The following is a 12640-nucleotide window of genomic DNA, read 5'->3' on the forward strand; positions in this document are numbered from 1 at the left end:
CGTTGGGGTAGAGGCCGCCGTAGGTGTTCACATGGAGCGCCGCCTGATTGAGATTATTGGCGCACCGCCGCTGGAGGGACACCAGCTCCCGCACCGGGGAAAGGTCCACCTGGAGCACATAGCCGTTGAGGGCCATTTTTCGCATATAGGCCCCCATGTTCAAAATCCCCACCTGGGCCATGCGCTCCTGGATTTGCCGCTGCTCCTCCGGCATCACCATGACGTGAAGATGGACGGAGCGGCGGCGTTTCTTCCCTGCCACGGCTACCGCTCGCCCCGATCCGGGGCCTCCCTTTTTGGGCTGGGCGGGGCCTGCCGTTCCTGGGCCTGCCGCCCCGCCTCCTGCATCTGCCGGGAAATGGAGGGTTTCCGCTCCATGCGTTTCCCCACAGCCGGGTTGTCCCTGGAGGGCCGCAGCTCATAGTCCGCCATATCCTTTTCTGACAGGGGCCGCGTGTAGGTCAAATGCCCCCAGGCCAGGAACGCGCCGCCCTCCACGGGAACGCGCTGGTCATAGTTTACGATCTCGTCCGGGGCGTTGTGACGGGGAGCAGTTCATTTTGTCGCTCACGTTAAAAACGCAAATCTGACGTTTTTAGGATTTTGCCGGGGGAGCGTGTGAAATGGCAGTATCCGAAATCCCCCACATGACCTATCAGCAATACCGGACGGTCCGGCGGCTGGTGCATGAGTGCTGCAACTATGATTGCGGGAACTGTCTGCTCCTGGATGATGGCGAGGAATGCGTTTGTCCGCAGAGCATTACCTATTCCCTAATCTGCAAATGGTTCCGTGCCGCTGTCCTTCCCCTGGACGCTGGCCTGTGCACCGCGCTGTTCCCTCCGCCCGCTGTCAGACGGCGGTGCTGCCGGGAGTGTAGAAGGCCATTTGCCCCGCCCAGGCACAACACGCTTTATTGCCCCACCTGTGCCATAGAACGTACCAAACGGAGCAAGCGGGCCTGGGCAAAGAAAAACCGGGCTGATGTGTAGAAAAAGTACCCGCTGAGAATACAGTAATATCAGGGCTTTCAAGACCGCCCTCAATGGGGTACTGATACATTTCCTTTCTACCCCCGGAAACGGGCCTCTAACGGCCCACAGCGGCGGTCTGAACAGCCCTACACCAAGGAGGCAGACACCATGACTGACTACATGGCGATAGATACCGATTTGCCGCCCTACTTTCCCTACCCTCAATTCTTGATGGATATGCCGCTGTCCCATACTGCTGCCCTGACCTATGCGCTCCTGCTGGACAGGGCGCACCTCTCCCAGCTTAATGGCTGGACGGACGAGGCCGGGCGGGTCTATCTCATTTTCCCTGTGGAGAAGATTGCGGCGGCGCTGAAACGCAGCCTTTCATCAGCCAAGAACGCATTGGCTGAGTTGTCGGCGGCAGGGCTGATTGAACGGAAGCGGCGGGGACAGTTCTTGCCCAATCTGATTTATGTGAAGCTGCCTGATGGACAAAAAATTATCCCACCCCAGAAGGACAATGGATTGTCCATCACGGGGGTAGAAAATGACCTGCGGAACAGTTAGGAAATAAGACTTTCCGTAGGCAGAAAGATAACCCCAAATCAAACAAATAGAAACAAATAAATGAACCAAACGAGTGGGAATAAATATTTAGTGTTTTCTGAATCCTGAAAAGCGTTGGTAATACAGCGTTTTTCAGGATTTTTCTTTTTTAGTGGCTACAAATTGGCTACATTTGCAGCGATTTTTGTAGCCAGAGGCTCACGGCATAATGCCGTCAAGCTGTCTGGCTACCTCCACCTGCTTGTTGGGGTACAGGTGGCTGTACGTGTCCATCGTTGTCTGCACCTTTTCATGTCCGAGCCGCTCCGCGATCAGCAGCGGAGAGAAGCCCATCTCCACCAGCAGGCTGGCGTGGCTGTGGCGAATGTCATGCACCCGGATGCGCTTTACCCCCGATGCCTTGCAGCCATACTCCATTTCGTGATACAGAAAGCTCTTGGTGTAGGGAAAGAGCCGGTCGTCCTTTTGCAGCCCATAGCAATGGGACATATACTCCTGTAAACAGGTGCAGAGTCCATCAGGGATAGGGATGGTGCGGTTGCTCTTAGGCGTTTTCGGCGTGGTGACGATGTCCTCTCTGCCGAGACGCTGATAGCTCTTGTTTACCGTCAGGGTTTTCTTTTCAAAGTCGATGTCCGACGGCGTAAGCGCCAATAGCTCTCCTTCACGGATTCCGGTGAAGTACAAGGTCATAAATACCGCGTAGCTGGCAGGCCGGTCTTTCATGACCTCAATGAATGTCTGAAACTCCTGCCTTGTCCAGAACAGCATCTCATCGGCGTGTTTCTTACCCATGCTCCCTGCCTTGTGGCATGGATTCTCTTTCAGTCCATAGTACTTGACTGCGTAGTTGAAAATTGCTGTGAGCTGGTTGTTGATGCACTTGAGATAGGTTTGGGAGTAGGGCTTGCCGCTTTCATCGCGGTAGCTGGTCAGAGAGTTCTGCCACTGGCGCACATGAGTGGGCTTGATCTCGTTCAGCGGGATTTTCTTGAAGAAGGGCGTTACCTTCAGGTCGATCAGCCATTTCTTGCTGGCAACGGTGGAGGGCTTGAGGCGGTGCTCCATATCCTTGACATACAAAGCGATGAAGTCGCCGAAGGTCATACCGAGGCTGCCTGTGGATTGGCTGATGAAGTCACGTTCCCATTGAAGGGCTTCCTTTTTGGTGGCGAAGCCGCGCTTCTTTTTGTGGATGGTCTTGCCTGTCCAATCCGTTACCCGGATCTGCGACATCCAGCGACCAGTGTCGCCGTCTCTTGTTACTGACATTTTTACCTCCTTCCCTCAAGAATCAGGCTTTGATAGGGTTATTTACTCATTACTCTCGTTTTTACCATATTCCTTTTCCAAAAGCTCCGTCCGTCTTGCAATCAGTTCGTCACGGTCAAGTTCTTCTGGTTCTGTGCATTTGACTGCGTTCGCGGCATAGTATGCAAGCGTCTGCTCCTTCCAGCGCTTATATGCTGCCTGCGTGGAGTTATGGGCGCGAAGCTCGCTGCGCTCATCCTCCCATTGTTCAAGGAACAGGCACATATCTGCGTTGAACTCTGCCGTGCTCTTTCCATCAAAGGAAACCGAGCACTCCCATTGTTTGCTGCGGGGCGGCTTCTGCACATTGATCTTGAAGTCGATGCCCTCTACCGTTTCCAGCTTAAAGAGGAAGTCCATTACGTCGGCAAGCGTCCTGATCTGTGTCGTGCTGGATTCATACCCAAGAATATAGGTTGAGGTCGTGTCCAGCAGGTCTGCGATCTGATTGACAACGGCAATCGACACTTCAATCTCTCCGGTTTCGTACTTCTGTACGGTGCGGAGGGATTTTTTAAGCATTTGTGCCAGCTCGGTCTGGTTCAGCCCCTTCCGTTTTCGGAGCTGCTTAATTCTCTGCCCGATGGCGGGATAATCGAAATTGTCCATATCTGATTCACCTCGTCCATATCATACCACAGAATAAAGCGAATTGCAAGTACATATTTTTATTTCGTAAAGGCTTGACAGATGCACCTTGTATGCGTATAATAAATGTGTACTTAGGATACGCTTTTCAACAGAACTGGCAGAGCGAGAATGAATGGAAGATGCGTAATCCGAGAAAAATACTTTGAAACAGGAGGTACTATGAGAGCACAGTTTATCACAGCGTCAGAGGTGGCGGAGATCATGGGCATCAGCCGCAGCAAGGCGTATCAGATCGTCCGGGAAATGAACAGGGAGCTGAAAGCCCAAGGCTATCTGACCGTTGCCGGAAAATGCCCTGCCCAGTATTTCAAGCAGAAGTTCTACGGCTTCCAGATTCCCGGAGGTGAGCGAAATGACGGGAAATGAGAAAACGACCGCCCTCATCCCATCTGTTGGCGCAGATGGAGGGCAGCCGCCTCACGATTCAACTAACCAGAGCATACCACATGAAACCTGCGAAAGCAATCCCCCGGAGGAAAATATTGAGGAAATGCGTGAGAAAATCCGGCGCATGAACGATCCGCGTTATCTTCATACGGTTTCCATGACAGAGCTGTATCAGACCGCCTACAAGAGCAGGCCGCCCATCATCGACGGCTTGCTCTACGCGGGAGCGTATATCCTCGCAGGAGCGCCCAAAATCGGAAAATCATTTCTGGTAGCGCAGCTTGCCTACCATGTCAGCACAGGGCAAAGGCTGTGGGGCTATGAAGTCCATCAGGGTACGGTTCTGTACCTTGCACTGGAGGATGATTTCCAGAGAATCCAGAGTCGAATGTTTATGATGTACGGCGTGGCGGATACCGCCAGCCTGCATTTTGCAACGGCAGCAAACAAAATCGGAAACGGTCTTGACGAGCAGCTTGAGAATTTCATAAAGGAACACCCCGACACGAAGCTGGTTATCATTGACACCATGCAGAAGATCAGAGAAGCTGGCGGCGAGGCTTACAGCTACGCCAGCGACTATGAGATCATCGGCAAGCTCAAGCGTTTTGCGGACAGACACAGCATTTGCATCGTTACCGTCCATCACACAAGAAAGCAGCCAGCCGGGGACAGCTTTGAAACGATCTCCGGCACAACAGGACTTCTCGGTTGTGCAGACGGAGCACTCCTGATGCAGAAGAAGAAACGGACTGCATTGGAGGCCACGGTCGATGCGGTGGGGCGAGATCAACAGGATCAAATTCTATATCTGAAAAAAGATGCCGACACGCAGATATGGAGCCTTGAACGGACAGAGAACGAGCTGTATCAGGAGCCGCCCGACCCGGTATTGGATACGGTTTCCCAGCTTGTTTCCTACGAAAGCAGAGAATGGACAGGCAGCCCGACTGAGCTTGCGGAGACGGTCAACACAGGCATGGCGGCAAACGCTCTCACCAAATACCTGAACGTTAAATCCGGCAGGCTACTGGACGAGTACCATGTGAAGTACGAGAACAGAGCAAAACACTCCGGGCGGCAGGTGAAACTCACCTATATGGTCATCGACAATGTAGAGTACGAAGTAATCGAATGAGGACGGCGCGACGGCTGCGACGGTTGCAACGGTTGCAACGGTGAAAATGATACTGTCAGAGCAACCGTCGCTATCGTTGCGACCGTCGCGGAAAGGAAAGGATAGGAAAATGAAAAGCGTACAAATTCCCTATGATCTCTTCATCGACCTCACCATGTACCATCTGCGGGGCGAGGATGATTACAAAGAGGAAATCCGTCAGGGCTTAGAGCAGAAGCTCGACGCCATGCTGAACCGGCAGCTCTATTCCAGCTATAAGACTGCCCCTACCGAGGAAGAACGCGAACAGGCGCGGCAGGAATATCTTGACCGGCGTGGAGTGCCGCAGAGCTATCGCTGGACTACTCCTCCTTGGGAGCTGTGACAGGAGCGTGCCACGCTCCTGTTGCTGGAGGACAAGGCAAAGCATTGGCTGACACAGCCCCTCACATCCCCGTCCCCATCGAAAAACCCGCAGATTTTGAGATGGATGGCAGAGAGGATTTTCAAAATTCTCTCTGCCTGTGGGCGGCAGCGTTGAAGCAAATTCGATTGCTGAAAGGCTGGCGGTCACGCCGTGGATTTTGCAAAGTGGGTACTACTTGCAAGCCACGGCAGAGGCTTCCGCAGAAGCCGCATTCCCCGTTCCCCCTCGGAGAGCCCACGATACTTTGCAGCCGCAGGATGAAAGTATCATAGTGGGTTATTACACTTCCGCAGAAGTGCCTCCCCGAAAGCTGCCCCGTCCTGCACAATCTGAAATCAGGAGGTAAACTGCCTATGGCAAGAGGCGACGGTATCCATCGTACCAACGCAAGAAATATGAGGCTGACCGCTGCCAGAATCGGCAACGCGCAGCAGCAAAACGAACGGGAAAAGGAATCCTATGTCAATCAGGATATTGTCCCGGAGAGAACGCACCTCAATGTCCATTTCAAGAAACCGACCGCCGGATATGCGGAGATGTTTGAGCAGTTGAAAAAGGACGGGATCATCTCCACCCGTGGATTGAAAGAGGATGCCTTTCTCTACGGCGAGCTGGTCTTTGACGTAAACACCGCCTATTTTCATAATCACGGCGGCTATGACTTCGCAAAACAATTTTACACCGACGCATACAAATCCGCAATAGAAATCGTCGGCGGCGAGCAGTATATCCTTTCGGCGGTCATGCACGCCGACGAGCGCAACCGCGCCATGTCCGACGCGCTGGAGCAGGACGTGTACCACTATCACCTTCATGTGGTCTACATTCCCGTCGTGGAAAAGCAAATCCTGTGGTCGAAACGCTGCAAGGATAAATCGCTGGTGGGTACGGTCAAGGAAACGATACAGCAGGTCAGCATGAGCAAAAAGTGGGATTCCAAGCCCGCGCTGGACGAGCATGGGAAACCGCTGCTGAACGCAAACGGGAAAACTGTGCTCCCAAAATCCTATTCCGTTCTGCAAGATGATTTCTTCGCTGCCATGCGAAAGGCAGGGTATGACGATGTGGAGCGAGGCGAACGCGGCAGCTCCGAGGAACATCTGACGGTGACGCAGTTCAAGGTGCAGCAGGAACAGGCGCGGCTGGCAGAATTCACAGAACAGAACCGTCAGCAGGAAAAACAGGCAGCAACGCTTGGGAGCAAAATTGAAAAAATCCAGAATCAGCGGGTCGATGTGCGGTCTATCGAAAAAATCGTGGCAACGTCCATTCCCTTCTCATCCAAAGTTGCCGTGGAGCGTGAAGATTTTGACCGGATTTCCACTCTGGCAAAGAAGTATGTTACAGCAGAGAAAAAGGAATCCAAACTGCAAAAGGCGGTGGATGCGGCAAACAAACTGATTGCAAAGCTCAAGGCTGAGATTGACAGTTTGAAACAGGAAATTTCTGATTATAAGTCTGTCCACAGCAAGCTCCGTGCGGCAGAATTGGAGCGTGAAAATACGGAGCTGCGCGGGAAAGTCCGCAGCTATGAGGATGTAATTCAGCGTAATAATCTGTGGCGATTCTTCCATCCGCTCAGAGAAAAAGCGGTCACGAGGGACGAAGCTCGCTGATTCCTGTGTAGAGCCGGAAAAAACGCATTTTATCGAATGGGAGCGCGTCGGACAGGGCAGACATCGTCCGGCGCGCTCCTGTTTGAAAATTGCCATTTTTCCCAAGTCAAGAGCCGAAGAAAATCCCCGAAAAACACCCCTATTGCGTGACAGAGCCGCAGAAAGGATAAGTGTAAGCAGTCAAGTAAATGTCCGCACCCCCAATTGGTATACTTTATCTTACCATTTACAATAAGCCTATGAGAACAGGACTTACCAAGCAGGAAAAGACCACCGAAATCTATTTTGACGAGAAAGACCCCACCATCTTCATCCGCACCCACAACACCGACCTCAAAAACAGGCTGACCGCATACAGCCGCAAACACCCTGCCGTCTGCAAGCTGACGGACGTAGACCCGGACACGGGCTGCAAGGAATTTGAGATTGAAAAGGGACGCTTCTCTTTCCGGCTGACCGCCCCATACAGAGAGGAACGCCGCAGGGCGGCAAGCGAAGCGGCGAAAAACGAATAAAAGGGTTTTAGGGCTTCGTTGATTGTTGCGTTGGCAACCCCACCACAATGGTAGTGCCCTTCTCCGAACTTTTCTCTACCCAAACGGAGCCGCCGTGGAGGTCGGCGATCTCCCATACCAGTGAGAGCCCCAGTCCTGCGCCACCGTATTCCCGGCTGCGAGACTTGTCCACCCGGAAGAAGGGCTGGAAGATACTGCGCTGATACACCTCCGGGATGCCGCAGCCGGTGTCGGAGACGCGGAGCAGGAGCTTTTCCAACTCCTGAGTGACAGAAACCCGTACCGAGCCGCCCGGCCGGTTGTACTTGACAGCATTCTCCGTCAGGTTGAAGATCAGCCGGTAGATCAGTGCATCGCTGCCGGTCATAATGCCGTCGCCCTCCGCCGTCAGCGTGACGCCGAGCTTATCTGAGAGCGGCGCAAGATCTGTGAAGATCTCCTCGATCATGGGAGCGAGCTGGATCCGCTCGTTCCGCGCCACCTGCCGCAGATTGCTCATCTCCAGCAGTGTCCTGGTCATCTGTATCAGCCGTTCCGTCTGCTCACGCAAAAGCGTGAGGAACTCCGCCGTCTCCGGTCGCACATCAGGATGCTCCGCGGAAAACAGCTCCAACTGCGCCTGCATTAGTGCCAGTGGCGTGCGCAGCTCGTGGGCGGCGTTGCCGGTGAACTGCCGCTGGGCGGAAAAGGCGTTGTTCAGCCGCTCCAGCATCTGGTTGAACGAGCGGCTCAGCTGCCGGAACTCCGAAATAGCATCTTCATCGATCCTCATATCGGCAAGATTGTTCAGCTGCACCTGCTCCACCTGCGAGGTAAAGCTGCGCAGGGGCTTGAGAGCGCGTCCGCTGACGAAATAGGCGAGGATGCCGCTGAGCAGCGTTACCGCCGCCGTGATGTACCAGTTGGTGGTGCGGAAGCGCCCCTGCACCCCATCGACGACGATGGTCAACTCCTCGTTGGGCGCTATGAGCTGCGGGTCAAAGCTCGCCGCTCCGCCATCATTCAGGATCACCGTGCCGCCGCCTTGTAAACTGTCCGCAATGGTGTCCATATAGTACACACCGGAGGAGCACAGCAGCAAATTCATGGCCACGCAAGTGATGCCGATGAGCAGGACGGACATCAGCGTGATGCGCCACTGCAGGGAAAGCCGCTTCATTCCTCCTCGCCTCCCATCAGATAGCCCTCGCCGATGCGGTTGCGGATGGGGTCATAGCCCAGCACGGCGCGGAGCTTTTTGCGCAGGGCGGAGATGTGGACGCGAACGGAATTGCTGAAGCTGTCCACGCTATTGTCCCAAACGTGATCCATCAGCTCCTCCTGACTTACTGGCCTTCCTTGATGCACCATCAGGTATTCCAGGATTCCCGTTTCCTTCCGGGTGAGCGTCAGTGTCTGCCCGTTGACGGTGGCGGTACGGGAGCGGGTGTCAAAGGTCAGGCCTCCGCAGCTTAGCAGCACATCCTGCTGGGTGAACTGCCGCAATGTCAGGCTGCGGATGCGGGCCTCCAGCTCCGCCAAGTGGAAGGGCTTCGCCAGATAGTCGTTCGCCCCGGCATCCAGCCCCTGCACCTTGTCCTCCACTTCGCTGCGGGCGGAGAGGATCAGCACCCGCGTCTCCCGGTCGGTCTGCCGCAGGGTGCGCAGCACCGTCATGCCGTCCTTTTTCGGCAGATTCAGATCAAGAAGCACCAGATCGTATCGTTCCACGCCCAGAAACGCCAGCGCCTTTTCGCCGTCATAGCAGTAGTCCACGCTGTAGGCCAGCCGCCGCAGGCTGCGAACGATGGTCTCGCACAGGGCGCGTTCATCTTCAATTACTAAAAGGTGCATGAGAGCCCTCCTTTTTATTTCTTCGTTTTTGTGTTGCTTTCATTATAGCAAAAACAGATAAGGTTTGCGTTAAGTTTTCGTTCTTAGCAGAGACTTTAACTCTCCCGCGCTATGATGGGGGCAGAAAATCGGAAAGGGTGATGAAAAATGAGCTGCGGGAAAAAGGCCGCGGCGCAGATCGTGCTGCTGATGGCCGGAGCCGCCATGCTGTGCTTTGGTGTCTGGCGGGGCGAGGCGGCGACAGTGCTGAGCAAAGCAATCAAATTATGTCTGGAGTGTGTGGGCATTGGGTAAAAAGTTTTCAGGCGTTTCACAGACCATGTCCCGCTTCCGGGGCTGGATTCAGGCGGGGGCGACGCTGCTGACCAACCTGCATCTGCCGAACTTTCTCAAGGGCGGACTGTATCAGGGGACGGGGAAGACCGTCTGCGTGCCGGGGCTGAACTGCTACTCCTGTCCGGCGGCGTCCGGGGCCTGCCCCATCGGGGCGTTTCAGGCGGTGGTGGGGTCTTCCAAGTTCAGCTTCTCCTACTATATCACAGGCTTCCTCATTCTGCTGGGCGTGCTGCTGGGGCGCTTTATCTGCGGCTTTCTATGCCCCTTCGGCTGGTTTCAGGAGCTGCTGCACAAAATCCCCACTAAGAAGCTTTCCACAAAGAGGCTGAAGCCGCTGACATACCTGAAATACGCTGTCCTGCTGGTGATGGTTTTCCTGCTACCGGCGTTCCTTGTGAACGATGTTGGCATGGGAGACCCGTTCTTCTGCAAATACCTCTGCCCCCAAGGCGTGCTGGAGGGAGCCATCCCGCTGTCCCTTGCCAATTCCGGCATCCGGGCGGTGCTGGGCAAGCTGTTTACATGGAAATTCAGCATCCTGCTGTCGGTGATTGCGCTGAGCGTACTGTTCTACCGACCGTTCTGCAAGTGGCTCTGCCCGCTTGGCGCGTTCTACGCGCTGTTCAACCGGGTGTCCCTCTTCCAGATGAAGGTGGATAAGAATAAGTGCGTCTCCTGCGGGAAATGCGCCAGAGCCTGCAAGATGGATGTGGATGTGACGAAAACGCCCAACCATACCGAATGCATCCGCTGCGGAATGTGCATCCGCGCCTGTCCGACGAAAGCCGTGTGCTTCCGCTACGGCTTCGGAGACGGTAAAGATAAGGCAAAAGCAGCGGAAACGCTACAGACAAACAACAATAACAGGGAGGAATAAAACGAATGAAGATGAATAGGACGAATACTGCCGGCAGAATTCTGGCGCTGCTGCTTACTGCACTGATGGTGCTCTCTCTGGCAGCCTGCGGCACAAAGGGCGGAGACAAAATGGACGGAATGAGCAGCGAACCGAAGAATGCCGAGGAAGCGGTTGCCATGCACAAGGAGCTGATGGCGCAGGAAAATGCCATTCTCTCGGAGGACACAGCGCTTTGGGAAAAGGTTTTCATGGCGGCCGACAAGGGCATGACCATGCAGGAGGACGACAAAAACTATGGTGAGTTCTTGTTGGACACCATCGAAGGTTCCAAAGATCAGTTTACGGAGGATGAGCTGAAGCTGCTCAAGGAGGCGGCGGAGAAGATCCGCGAGATTGAAAACAAGCTGACCATGATAGAGAAAAAGTACCCCGAGGCGGCACAGCAATCTACGGATGGCGCTATGAGCGTGCCCGCGGGCAGCGACATGACCACGCCGCCTGATGACGGCAGCATGCAGAAATTCCCCGCCTTTGAGGGCAAGGACCTGGATGGCAACACGGTGAAGAGCGACGAGCTGTTCTCCGCCAACGCCGTCACCGTGGTGAATTTCTGGTTCACCACCTGCAATCCCTGCGTGGGCGAGCTTTCCGAGCTGGACGCACTGAACAAGGAGCTTGCGAAGAAGGGCGGCGCACTCATCGGTGTCAACACCTTCACATTGGATGGCGATGAAGCGGCAATTTCCGAAGCAAAAGATGTACTGGCCAAGAAGGGCGTGACCTACCAGAATGTGTATTTCGCTTCCGACGGCGAGGCGGGAAAGTTCACTACAAACATTTTTGCCTACCCCACCACCTATGTGGTTGACCGCAACGGCAATATCGTGGGTGACCCCATCGTAGGCGCCATCACGGAAAAGAAGCAGGCGGAGACGCTGCAAAAGCTCATCGACCAGGCTCTTGCCGCCGATATGGGCTGACAAAGGAATTTATCTTCTCAGAAAGGAGGGATACACCATGTATGTCGGTTTGTTCAAACAGGACGTTCAGCTTGCTGTTCAGAATCAGATCGGCATAAGCAAGCGGGTCGTTGTAGATCAGATAATCCAGCTCTGACCGCTGGAAGCGGTTATCGGCAACTTCGTTTTCAACGGCGGTGAAGTCAATGGAAATCTGGCTTCTATCGTCAAAAACCAATTCTACGCAGGCTGTGTCGATGTTGAATTGATAGGATATAAGTTTGCTCATGGTCATACCTCCAAGATGTTTTTTGAGGTGAATCAGGCGGTCAATTCCGGGTGATTATTGGCAGGAATCATACCGAAACCCGCTGCAAATCATTCAAAATAAGTCGTTGCGAACGGTTAGTACGTATAAAATAGCTGGCTACAAAACGGCTACAAAATTCGTAAGAAACCTATGTACAGCCCGAAATACGTGGATTATTTGGACAAAATGCGTATCGAGAGTGCATTTTATAACCCTAAATCAAAGCCCAAGACTTGAGTGGGAGTAAATAGCGCCCACTTTTCGGACAAATGTCCACCATGAAAATTTCAAAAACAAGGAGTTGCCTATGGAACATATCAGCTACAAGAAGCAGACCGAGATTGTCAATTTCCAGGGTCGGGAAATCCCGCTGGAAAACCTCACGCCCATTCTCTCCCCGGAACAGGAGGCGGCGAAGCGCCGGGAGTTGGAGCAGCGGCTTTATGAGGTGTTCCGCAAGTACCAGCAGAGGGAAACACCCGCCTCGTGATTTTTTCAGATAGAGATTGATTTGCGGGGCTGCTGACGGTATAATGAAGCTGTCAGCAGCTCCGTTTCTTTTCAGAAAGGGAGCGCAAAATGAACAATCGAATTGACGCGATCTATGCAAGACAGTCCATTGACAAGAAAGATAGTATTTCTATCGAAGGCCAGATTGAGTTTTGCAAATATGAGTTGAGGGGTGGAAGCTGCCGGGAGTATCAAGATAAGGGTTACAGTGGTAAGAATACGGACAGGCCCCAGTTTCAAATGCTGGTAGAGGACATCAAGCGCG

Annotated in this window: 17 protein-coding genes and 2 pseudogenes; 12 read left to right on the forward strand and 7 right to left on the reverse strand. The window is 53.8% G+C overall.

What is annotated here, in order from left to right:
- Both QZ329_RS13120 and QZ329_RS13125 read right to left on the reverse strand, forming a co-directional pair.
- A pseudogene (locus QZ329_RS13120) lies at positions 1 to 220 on the reverse strand (plasmid mobilization relaxosome protein MobC); the annotation flags it as partial.
- 44 nt (positions 221 to 264) lie between these two features.
- Positions 265 to 540: pseudogene (locus QZ329_RS13125) on the reverse strand (hypothetical protein); the annotation flags it as partial.
- Positions 541 to 623: 83 nt separating this feature from the next.
- Here QZ329_RS13125 and QZ329_RS13130 point away from each other — a divergent pair.
- Entirely contained in the window at positions 624 to 992 is a 369-nt protein-coding gene (locus QZ329_RS13130) for a cysteine-rich VLP domain-containing protein (protein WP_295753350.1), read from the forward strand.
- A gap of 150 nt (positions 993 to 1142) precedes the next feature.
- Entirely contained in the window at positions 1143 to 1544 is a 402-nt protein-coding gene (locus QZ329_RS13135) for a replication initiator protein A (protein ID WP_295753352.1), read from the forward strand.
- Positions 1545 to 1742: 198 nt separating this feature from the next.
- Here the strand turns inward: QZ329_RS13135 and QZ329_RS13140 are convergent, their stop codons facing one another.
- Both QZ329_RS13140 and QZ329_RS13145 read right to left on the reverse strand, forming a co-directional pair.
- Positions 1743 to 2816 carry a site-specific integrase gene (locus QZ329_RS13140; RefSeq protein ID WP_295753354.1) on the reverse strand — a complete coding sequence of 358 codons (1074 nt, stop codon included), beginning with the start codon at positions 2814 to 2816 and terminating at the stop codon, positions 1743 to 1745.
- A gap of 42 nt (positions 2817 to 2858) precedes the next feature.
- The gene (locus QZ329_RS13145) at positions 2859 to 3464 is read right to left on the reverse strand and encodes a helix-turn-helix transcriptional regulator (RefSeq protein WP_160641955.1); all 606 of its coding nucleotides are present in this window, start codon (positions 3462 to 3464) and stop codon (positions 2859 to 2861) included.
- Positions 3465 to 3665: 201 nt separating this feature from the next.
- Here QZ329_RS13145 and QZ329_RS13150 point away from each other — a divergent pair, with 201 nt between their 5' ends.
- From QZ329_RS13150 to QZ329_RS13170, 5 genes are all read left to right on the forward strand, one after another.
- Positions 3666 to 3872, forward strand: a complete 207-nt coding sequence (locus QZ329_RS13150) for a hypothetical protein (protein WP_021632637.1) — start codon at positions 3666 to 3668, stop codon at positions 3870 to 3872.
- Entirely contained in the window at positions 3859 to 5031 is a 1173-nt protein-coding gene (locus QZ329_RS13155) for an AAA family ATPase (protein ID WP_204790947.1), read from the forward strand. The genes QZ329_RS13150 and QZ329_RS13155 overlap by 14 nt, the downstream gene beginning before the upstream one ends.
- Before the next feature lie 109 nt (positions 5032 to 5140).
- The gene (locus QZ329_RS13160) at positions 5141 to 5395 is read left to right on the forward strand and encodes a complexin-2 (protein ID WP_295753359.1); all 255 of its coding nucleotides are present in this window, start codon (positions 5141 to 5143) and stop codon (positions 5393 to 5395) included.
- Between the two features lie 395 nt (positions 5396 to 5790).
- A complete protein-coding gene (locus QZ329_RS13165; protein ID WP_295753360.1) occupies positions 5791 to 7053 on the forward strand; it encodes a plasmid recombination protein in 1263 nt (420 codons plus the stop codon).
- Between the two features lie 239 nt (positions 7054 to 7292).
- Complete coding sequence (locus QZ329_RS13170) at positions 7293 to 7568, forward strand: hypothetical protein (protein WP_106612753.1); 276 nt, start codon at positions 7293 to 7295, stop codon at positions 7566 to 7568.
- A 7-nt stretch (positions 7569 to 7575) separates the two neighbouring features.
- Here the strand turns inward: QZ329_RS13170 and QZ329_RS13175 are convergent, their stop codons facing one another.
- Both QZ329_RS13175 and QZ329_RS13180 read right to left on the reverse strand, forming a co-directional pair.
- A complete protein-coding gene (locus QZ329_RS13175; protein WP_295753365.1) occupies positions 7576 to 8727 on the reverse strand; it encodes a HAMP domain-containing sensor histidine kinase in 1152 nt (383 codons plus the stop codon).
- Positions 8724 to 9401: a response regulator transcription factor gene (locus QZ329_RS13180; RefSeq protein WP_204790944.1), complete on the reverse strand. Its 678-nt coding sequence runs from the start codon at positions 9399 to 9401 to the stop codon at positions 8724 to 8726. The genes QZ329_RS13175 and QZ329_RS13180 overlap by 4 nt, the downstream gene beginning before the upstream one ends.
- 147 nt (positions 9402 to 9548) lie before the next feature.
- On the opposite strand from QZ329_RS13180, the gene QZ329_RS13185 reads away from it, so the two are divergent.
- The 3 genes from QZ329_RS13185 to QZ329_RS13195 are packed head-to-tail and all read left to right on the forward strand — an operon-like array spanning position 9549 to position 11576.
- Positions 9549 to 9695 carry a CD1871A family CXXC motif-containing protein gene (locus QZ329_RS13185; RefSeq protein ID WP_165643166.1) on the forward strand — a complete coding sequence of 49 codons (147 nt, stop codon included), beginning with the start codon at positions 9549 to 9551 and terminating at the stop codon, positions 9693 to 9695.
- Positions 9696 to 9720: 25 nt separating this feature from the next.
- Positions 9721 to 10614, forward strand: a complete 894-nt coding sequence (locus QZ329_RS13190; protein WP_295753370.1) for a 4Fe-4S binding protein — start codon at positions 9721 to 9723, stop codon at positions 10612 to 10614.
- Positions 10615 to 10625: 11 nt separating this feature from the next.
- Positions 10626 to 11576 carry a TlpA disulfide reductase family protein gene (locus tag QZ329_RS13195; protein WP_204791966.1) on the forward strand — a complete coding sequence of 317 codons (951 nt, stop codon included), beginning with the start codon at positions 10626 to 10628 and terminating at the stop codon, positions 11574 to 11576.
- On the opposite strand, the gene QZ329_RS13200 is transcribed toward QZ329_RS13195, so the two are convergent.
- Positions 11542 to 11844, reverse strand: a complete 303-nt coding sequence (locus QZ329_RS13200) for a DUF6061 family protein (protein ID WP_295753372.1) — start codon at positions 11842 to 11844, stop codon at positions 11542 to 11544. The genes QZ329_RS13195 and QZ329_RS13200 overlap by 35 nt on opposite strands.
- Before the next feature lie 328 nt (positions 11845 to 12172).
- Here QZ329_RS13200 and QZ329_RS13205 point away from each other — a divergent pair, with 328 nt between their 5' ends.
- Together QZ329_RS13205 and QZ329_RS13210 are read left to right on the forward strand one after the other, a co-directional pair.
- The gene (locus tag QZ329_RS13205; protein WP_295753374.1) at positions 12173 to 12355 is read left to right on the forward strand and encodes a hypothetical protein; all 183 of its coding nucleotides are present in this window, start codon (positions 12173 to 12175) and stop codon (positions 12353 to 12355) included.
- Between the two features lie 89 nt (positions 12356 to 12444).
- Positions 12445 to 12640 (forward strand): recombinase family protein (locus tag QZ329_RS13210; RefSeq protein ID WP_295753376.1); only part of this gene is annotated, 196 nt, incomplete at its 3' end.

Origin of the sequence: uncultured Oscillibacter sp. (assembly GCF_910579365.1) — a bacterium.
Lineage (GTDB): Bacteria > Bacillota > Clostridia > Oscillospirales > Oscillospiraceae > Oscillibacter.

Excerpts from the sequence above, each read along its gene's own strand:
- QZ329_RS13130 (WP_295753350.1), top strand. The coding sequence starts at position 624 with ATGGCAGTATCCGAAATCCCCCACATGACCTATCAGCAATACCGGACG.
- QZ329_RS13135 (WP_295753352.1), top strand. The coding sequence starts at position 1,143 with ATGACTGACTACATGGCGATAGATACCGATTTGCCGCCCTACTTTCCC.
- QZ329_RS13140 (WP_295753354.1), bottom strand. The coding sequence starts at position 2,816 with ATGTCAGTAACAAGAGACGGCGACACTGGTCGCTGGATGTCGCAGATC.
- QZ329_RS13145 (WP_160641955.1), bottom strand. The coding sequence starts at position 3,464 with ATGGACAATTTCGATTATCCCGCCATCGGGCAGAGAATTAAGCAGCTC.
- QZ329_RS13150 (WP_021632637.1), top strand. The coding sequence starts at position 3,666 with ATGAGAGCACAGTTTATCACAGCGTCAGAGGTGGCGGAGATCATGGGC.
- QZ329_RS13155 (WP_204790947.1), top strand. The coding sequence starts at position 3,859 with ATGACGGGAAATGAGAAAACGACCGCCCTCATCCCATCTGTTGGCGCA.
- QZ329_RS13160 (WP_295753359.1), top strand. The coding sequence starts at position 5,141 with ATGAAAAGCGTACAAATTCCCTATGATCTCTTCATCGACCTCACCATG.
- QZ329_RS13165 (WP_295753360.1), top strand. The coding sequence starts at position 5,791 with ATGGCAAGAGGCGACGGTATCCATCGTACCAACGCAAGAAATATGAGG.
- QZ329_RS13170 (WP_106612753.1), top strand. The coding sequence starts at position 7,293 with ATGAGAACAGGACTTACCAAGCAGGAAAAGACCACCGAAATCTATTTT.
- QZ329_RS13175 (WP_295753365.1), bottom strand. The coding sequence starts at position 8,727 with ATGAAGCGGCTTTCCCTGCAGTGGCGCATCACGCTGATGTCCGTCCTG.
- QZ329_RS13180 (WP_204790944.1), bottom strand. The coding sequence starts at position 9,401 with ATGCACCTTTTAGTAATTGAAGATGAACGCGCCCTGTGCGAGACCATC.
- QZ329_RS13185 (WP_165643166.1), top strand. The coding sequence starts at position 9,549 with ATGAGCTGCGGGAAAAAGGCCGCGGCGCAGATCGTGCTGCTGATGGCC.
- QZ329_RS13190 (WP_295753370.1), top strand. The coding sequence starts at position 9,721 with ATGTCCCGCTTCCGGGGCTGGATTCAGGCGGGGGCGACGCTGCTGACC.
- QZ329_RS13195 (WP_204791966.1), top strand. The coding sequence starts at position 10,626 with ATGAATAGGACGAATACTGCCGGCAGAATTCTGGCGCTGCTGCTTACT.
- QZ329_RS13200 (WP_295753372.1), bottom strand. The coding sequence starts at position 11,844 with ATGAGCAAACTTATATCCTATCAATTCAACATCGACACAGCCTGCGTA.
- QZ329_RS13205 (WP_295753374.1), top strand. The coding sequence starts at position 12,173 with ATGGAACATATCAGCTACAAGAAGCAGACCGAGATTGTCAATTTCCAG.